This is a genomic window from Teichococcus aerophilus (assembly GCF_014490485.1).
GTDB lineage: Bacteria > Pseudomonadota > Alphaproteobacteria > Acetobacterales > Acetobacteraceae > Pseudoroseomonas > Pseudoroseomonas aerophila.
Window position 1 is genome coordinate 278,740 of the sequence record NZ_JACTVA010000001.1, and the last position, 6,157, is coordinate 284,896.

Below are 6,157 nucleotides of genomic sequence, written 5' to 3' on the forward strand. Positions count from 1 at the left end.
CTCAGGCGCCGGACCCACCGCCCGGCATGATCCGCCGCAGATAGGCGGCGATCGCCACGCTGTCGGTCGCGGAGCACGCGACATAGCCATCCGGGCGCACCAGCCACAGCGCATCCGGCTGCACGGGCGGCCGGGGCATGGGCTCCAGCAACTGCGGGAACACGCCGATCAGGTCGTCCACCGCGCCGCTGGGCTGCGCGAACAATGCAAAGCGCGGCGTGGCACCGGTGCCGGGTGGTGCCTGCCCCACTGTGGGCGGCAGGCGCGCGCCCGGTCGGGGCCCGTCGCCGGGCAGGGCGGGGCCGTTCAGCGGGCTGTCGGGGTAGCCGGTCGCCAGTTCGGTAAGGGTCTCGGCCACCGCGTGCTGGACCGGGCCGAGGCCGAGCACGAGGTGGGCGATCAGGTTCCGCGCACCCTGGGCGATGGGGTTCCGCAGCGTGGCGACGGTGGTCAGCCGGTCCGCCGCCTTCAGCACCGCGTCGCCCACCGCGCTGCGTTCCGGGCCGTAGCTGTCCAGCAGCCGGTCGGCGCAGGTGCCATGGATCACCAGGGCCAGTTTCCAGGCCAGGTTGAACGCGTCCTGCATGCCGGTGTTCATGCCCTGGCCGCCGGCGGGGCTGTGGATATGCGCCGCGTCGCCGGCCAGGAACGCGCGGCCCCAGCGATAGCGCGCGACCTTGCGGCCGTTGATGTTGAAGCCTGCCAGCCAGACCGGGTCATGCGCCACCAGGCCCGGCGGCCCGCGGCGTTGCATCACCGCTTGCACCTGCTCCAGCGTCGGGGCGGGTGAGCGCGCCAGACCGGATGGCGGCAGATCGGCGAGCACCCTGGAGCGGCCGGGCGAGATGGGGAAAACGACGAGCACGCCATCCCGGTGCCAGTAGACGGCGGCTTCCGAATCCGGAAACGGGTAGCCGTGCAGATGCACGTCGGCCAGCATCCAGTTGCTGTCCATCGTCTTGCCGGCGAAGGTCGCGCCAACGCCGTGGCGCACCGCGCTATGGGCGCCGTCGCACCCCACCAGCCAACCAGCCCTGAGGCTTTCCTGCCGCCCGTCGGGGTGCCGCAGCACGGCCTGGACATCATCCTCGCCCTGGGTGAAGGATTCCAGTTCCACCTGCCGCTCGACGGTGACGCCCTGCGCGGCCAGGCCAGCTTCCAGCAGGCGCTCGGTCTCCGATTGCGGCAGCATCAGGCCGTAGGGATAGGGGCTGCCGACGCCATCCATGCGGATGCGGCCGACAACCGCATCGCCCGCGACGATGTTGACCCCATGCAGCTTGCATCCGGCCGCGACAAACGGCGCCGCGCCGATGCCGCGGTCCAGCAGCTCCAGCGTCCGGCTCCACAGGACCAGGGCCTTGGAGGTCTCGCTGCGCCCGGCGGCCTTGTCGACGATGCGGACGGGAATGCCGTAGCGGGCCAGCTCTGCCGCCAGGGTCAGGCCGACCGGCCCAGCCCCGGCAATCAGGACGAGGCCCTTGGCGGGCGCGGCGGTCTCGGGCGGCATCGCGGCATTCTCCTGCACTGGCTGGGGCGCCGTAGCGCGGCGGGCGCCGTTGCCGGGACGCTAGGCGAAAGGTGCGGCGGGAGTCCCGCACAACATCCGAAAATGCCGAAGCCTGGGGGTGACAGGCTTTGCGCCGGCCGCGCACTCAGCCAATGGTCAGCCGCGCGCTACCCAGGATGGCGGGAGACGCAGCGGCCGAACGGTGCCGCGGGAAGCGGTGCGTACCCTGCCGAAGACGTCCCTTGGCCGGCGGCGAGGACGCTTGGGAATACATCTCGTAAGCCGCACCGCCTGGACGTGGCCTCGCCCCGAGCCAGCCATCCCGGCGCGTCAGCGTCAATTCGCCCAGAACGCGCCTTCGAACGGCATGGCGGCGAAGCGGCGGTTGATCTCCGCCAGGCTGTCCCCCGCTTCCATGCGGGGGAACAGGTCGGGACGCAACCAGTGTGCCATGGCCTGCAAGGCCACGATGCCCAGCGGCCCGTCGCTGAAGTAGTTCCACAGCGCATGCACCCGCCCGTTCCGGACGGCGGACAGCGTATCGAGCCCCGGCGCGTGCGTCACCCGCGCCAACTCCGCCGCCGCCCGTTCCGGCGCCACGCCGGGCCCGACCGAGATGCCGCCCGCGGCGCCGGCCCGCGGCGTACCGGTGGCGACATAGACCTCCGGGTCGGCGGCGATGACGAATTCCAGGTTCAGCGTGCCGCCCGCCGGGCCGGGGAAGGCCCCCATGCCAATATTGCGACCACCGAGCAGGCCGAGATACTCGCCCACCCCGCCGCTGCCCACGGACCAGCAGCAGGGCCAGCGCCCCGCATGCGCCTGCAACAGCACGGAAGGCCCGGGCGGTGCCCCCGCCATGGTCTGGCGAATGGCGTCCAGGCGCGTCGCGTGGACCCGGATGAAGGCTTCGGCCTGATCCCGTACGCCGAGCCAGTCACCCAGCAGGCGCAGGCTGGGGGCGGTGTTGTCCAGCGGCCGCAGGAAGAAATCGACGAAGGCTACCGGCACGCCAGCTTCCTCCAGCGCCCGTAGCAGCGCCTGGTTCTCGGTGGAGCTGGCCTGCCAGGCGCTGAACAACACCAGGTCCGGTGCCACCGCCAGCATCCGCTCGGCCGAGATGCTGCTGCCGGCGGTGCCGCCGATCGCCGGCACGGCATCCAGCGCCGGGAAGCGGCGGCGGTAGGCGGCGTGCAGGTCCACATCCAGCGTCTGCAGATTGGTCGCCCAGCCGGCCAGCAGGGAGACCGGGTCCGGATGCAGCAGGGACAGCGCGATCAGCAGGAAGCCGTCCCCCAGCACCACGCGGCGCGGCGGCGCCGGCGGCGGGCGCACCGGCCGGCCCAGCAGGTCCGTCGCCGCCCGCGCGCCACCTGTGGTGCCAAGCAGGAAGGGGGCGGCCAGCAGGCCGCGCCGGGGCAGGATCACCAGCGGTACTTCAGCGCCGCCAGTACCGTGCGGCGGGTGCCCCAGTAGCAGCCATTGGCGCTGATGCAGGTGCTGACATACTCCTTGTCGAACAGGTTCAGCGCGTTGACCGAAAGCTGCACGCCCTGCATCGACGGCAGTGCGCGCCCCAGATCGTAGCGCAGCGCCATGTCCGCCAGCGTCACGCCCTGGGTGCGGTAGACATTGTTGGCATCGCCATAAGAACCGCCGATGTAGCGTACGCCGCCGCCGATGGTCAGCCCGGCCACCGCGCTATCCAGGAAGGTGTAGTCCGCCCAGGCGGCCGCCTGGTGGTTCGGCGCGAAGGGCAATTGCTTACCCAGCGTGCTGGCACCCGCCGCGTTGCGGTTGGCACGCGTCACCTCGCTTTCCGTATAGGCGTAGGAGAGGGTGAGGTTCAGCGCGTCCGACAGGCTCGCCTTGCCTTCCAGCTCCAGCCCCCGCACCCGGGCCTCGCCGGCCTGGGTGCTGAAACTGGTGTTCAGCGGGTCCGGCGTCAGCACGTTCTGCTGCGTCACGTGGTAGGCGGAGAGGGCGACGAAGCTGTTGATGCCGTCCGGCTGGTAGCGGATGCCGGCTTCGTACTGCGTGCCGGTGGTCGGGCTGAAGGGCGTGCCGGTCCGGTCGGTACCCGAGGTCGGCTGGAAGGACGTGGAGTAGCTGACATAGGGCGCGAAGCCGTTGTCGAAGCGATAGACCAGACCGACGCGGCCGGTGAACTCGCCATCCTCCTGCTTCACCACCGCCGTGCGGCCTGTGGCGACGGTATAGGTGTTGGTGCGCGCATCCGCCCAGTCGTAGCGTCCGCCGACCGTCAGTACCCAGCGGTCGACCCGCACCTCGTCCTGCGCGTACAGGCCGGTCTGGTTGCGGCCCTGGCTGATCCGCGTCGCCATCGGCGGGCGGGAGACGGGGGTGCCGTAGACCGGGTTGAACACATTGAAGGCGGGCAGCAGGGTGAGGTTGCTTTCCTCGTAGGTCGAGTCCTCCCGCTGGTAATCCAGCCCGACCAGCAACCGGTGGCGCAGCGCGCCGGTGGTGAAGTCCGCCTGCATCTGGTTGTCGACGGTGAAGCTGTCCGAGATCTCCGGGAAGGCCCAGGCGTAGCGGATCAGGTCCCGCTGGTTGGCCAGCAGCTGCGCCGCCTGCACGCGCTGGGAGTCGGTATCGACATGGGCGTAGCGGAAGTTCTGGCGGAACTGCCACACGCTGTCGAAGCGCCGCTCGAAGGTGTAGCCGGCCATGATCTGCTCGTTGGTGAAGCGGTCATAGCCCGGCTCGCTAAGCGAGCGGCTGGTGGGCAGGCGGCCATTCGGGTTGAACCACAGCGTACCGGGCGCCGGCAGCGCCTGCGGCGCGCCGCCGCCGTCGGAGGAGATGCGCTGGTACTGCGCCAGCAGCGTCAGGCTGGTCTGCGCATCCGGCCGCCAGGTCAGGGCAGGGGCGATGAAGATACGGCGTTCATCGAGGAAGTCGGTCTCCGTGTCCGCCTGCCGGTAGAGGCCGGTCAGGCGATAGGAGAACGCGCCCGCCTCATCCAGCGGCCCGCCGAAATCGAACGCGCCTTGCAGCAGGTCGTGGCTGCCAGCCTGGAGCTGCACTTCGTGCACCGGCGTCAGGCTCGGGCGGCGGCTGACCATGTTCAGCAGGCCGCCGGGCGAGCTCTGCCCGTACAGGGCGGAGGCCGGGCCCTTCAGTAGCTCCAGCCGTTCCAGCCCGAAGGATTCGATGCGGGGCTGCGCGTAGCCACGCGCGCCGAAGGGCAGGCGCAGCCCGTCCAGGTAGCGGATCGGCGGCGTGAAGCCGCGCACCGTCAGCCAGTCGTAGCGCAGGTCGGTGGCGCCATACTGGCTGATGACGCCTGGGGTGTAGCGCAGCGCGTCCGTGACGCTCTGCGAGCCCTGCGCATCCATCTCCGCCCGGGTGACGACATTCAGCGCCTGCGGGGTATCCAGCAGGGGCGTATCGATCTTGGTGGCGGCCGCGCTCTCCTCCGGCACGAAGCCCTGGGAGGCCCAGCGGCCGCCGCCCGTGCCGGCGGAGGCCTCGACATTCACCGTCGGCAGCACCACGGCGCCATCCTGGGCGGCGGCGCGCGGTGGCTCCGGCGCCAGCCGTACCGTGCCGGCCTCGATCCGCCCGACCAATCCGGTGCCGGCCAGCAACTGCCGCAGAGCTTGGGCGGCGGAGAGATTGCCGCTGGCACCGGGCGAGTTGCGCCCTTCCAGCAGCGTGGCCGGCGCGCTGGCCTGCAGCCCGGTGGCGCGGGAGAACTGCACGAGCGCGACGGAGAGCGGCTGCGGCGCGATGGCGAAGCTGACCACGGCACTGGCGGGCGCTTCCTGCGCCATCACGGGCGCGGCGGCACCCAGCATGGCCGTCACGGCCAGGGCCGAGACCGACCACCGCATCGGCCGCCAGGACGTGCGCTTCCCCGAAGAACTGGACACCACTGAAGAACCCCTCGATCCGGTGGCGCGACGGCGCCCCATGCCCCCATGACGGGATGGGCAGCGCCGATCCGACACCGGTTACGAAATTTTTTGCTCAGGCCGCGCTCAGCCGGGTCAGCAGCCCGGCATGGTGCTGCACGCGCACCGGCAGGGTCTGGGCCAGTGCTTCCAGCACCTGCGCCGGGCGGGTGAAGCGGAAACGGCCGGAGACACGCAGCCCCGCCACCGCATCGCTGACCAGCAGGGCACCTGGCAGGTAGCGGGACAGTTCCTCCGCCACCAACGCCAGGGGGGTGTCGGCGAACAGCCGCCAGGCTTCGGCGAAGCCTTCCACCCGGTCGGTCTCCGCCAGGGTCAACCGGTGGGGCGGGGCGGCACCCAGCCTGCCCCAGGCGAGGCCGAAGCCCGGCCCGACCGTGCCGCCCGCCATACGGGCCGCGCCGCGCAGCACCGCCACCTCATCCGCCTCTGCGCGCCGCAGGGCGAGGATGCTGCCCGGCGCCACCTGCCATTGGCCCCAGCGGCCCTGCAACTGCAGCGGCGGCGCGGTGTCCGGCAGGTCCAGCCGCAGGGCGCCGGCGGCCAGCCGCACCAGGCCCGGGCCGGGCAGGTCCACGGCGCTGGCGGTATCCAGCAACAGGCGGCCGCCGCCGACCAGTGAGGGAAGGGCGCGGATCTCGCCTGGGGCGGTGGCCGCGTCGGCCATGGCGCGGCCCAGCGGCGCGCGGCCCAGCCAGGCGCCGAA

3 protein-coding genes and 1 pseudogene are annotated in these 6,157 nt (G+C 71.7%); all 4 read right to left on the reverse strand.

From position 1 onward, the window contains the following. Position 1 precedes the first annotated feature (1 nt). Entirely contained in the window at positions 2-1,510 is a 1,509-nt protein-coding gene (locus tag IBL26_RS01185; protein ID WP_187782601.1) for an FAD-dependent monooxygenase, read from the reverse strand. Between the two features lie 336 nt (positions 1,511-1,846). Beyond that, a complete protein-coding gene (locus IBL26_RS01190) occupies positions 1,847-2,938 on the reverse strand; it encodes an ABC transporter substrate-binding protein (RefSeq protein WP_367615339.1) in 1,092 nt (363 codons plus the stop codon). Beyond that, positions 2,935-5,409 (reverse strand): TonB-dependent siderophore receptor, encoded by a 2,475-nt coding sequence (locus IBL26_RS01195; RefSeq protein ID WP_367615340.1) that lies wholly within the window; start codon positions 5,407-5,409, stop codon positions 2,935-2,937. Before IBL26_RS01195 ends, IBL26_RS01190 begins: the two co-directional genes overlap by 4 nt. Before the next feature lie 97 nt (positions 5,410-5,506). Beyond that, a pseudogene (locus tag IBL26_RS01200) lies at positions 5,507-6,157 on the reverse strand (hypothetical protein); the annotation flags it as partial.

Coding starts and splice junctions, on each gene's coding strand:
- IBL26_RS01185 (WP_187782601.1), bottom strand. CDS start 1,510: ATGCCGCCCGAGACCGCCGCGCCCGCCAAGGGCCTCGTCCTGATTGCC.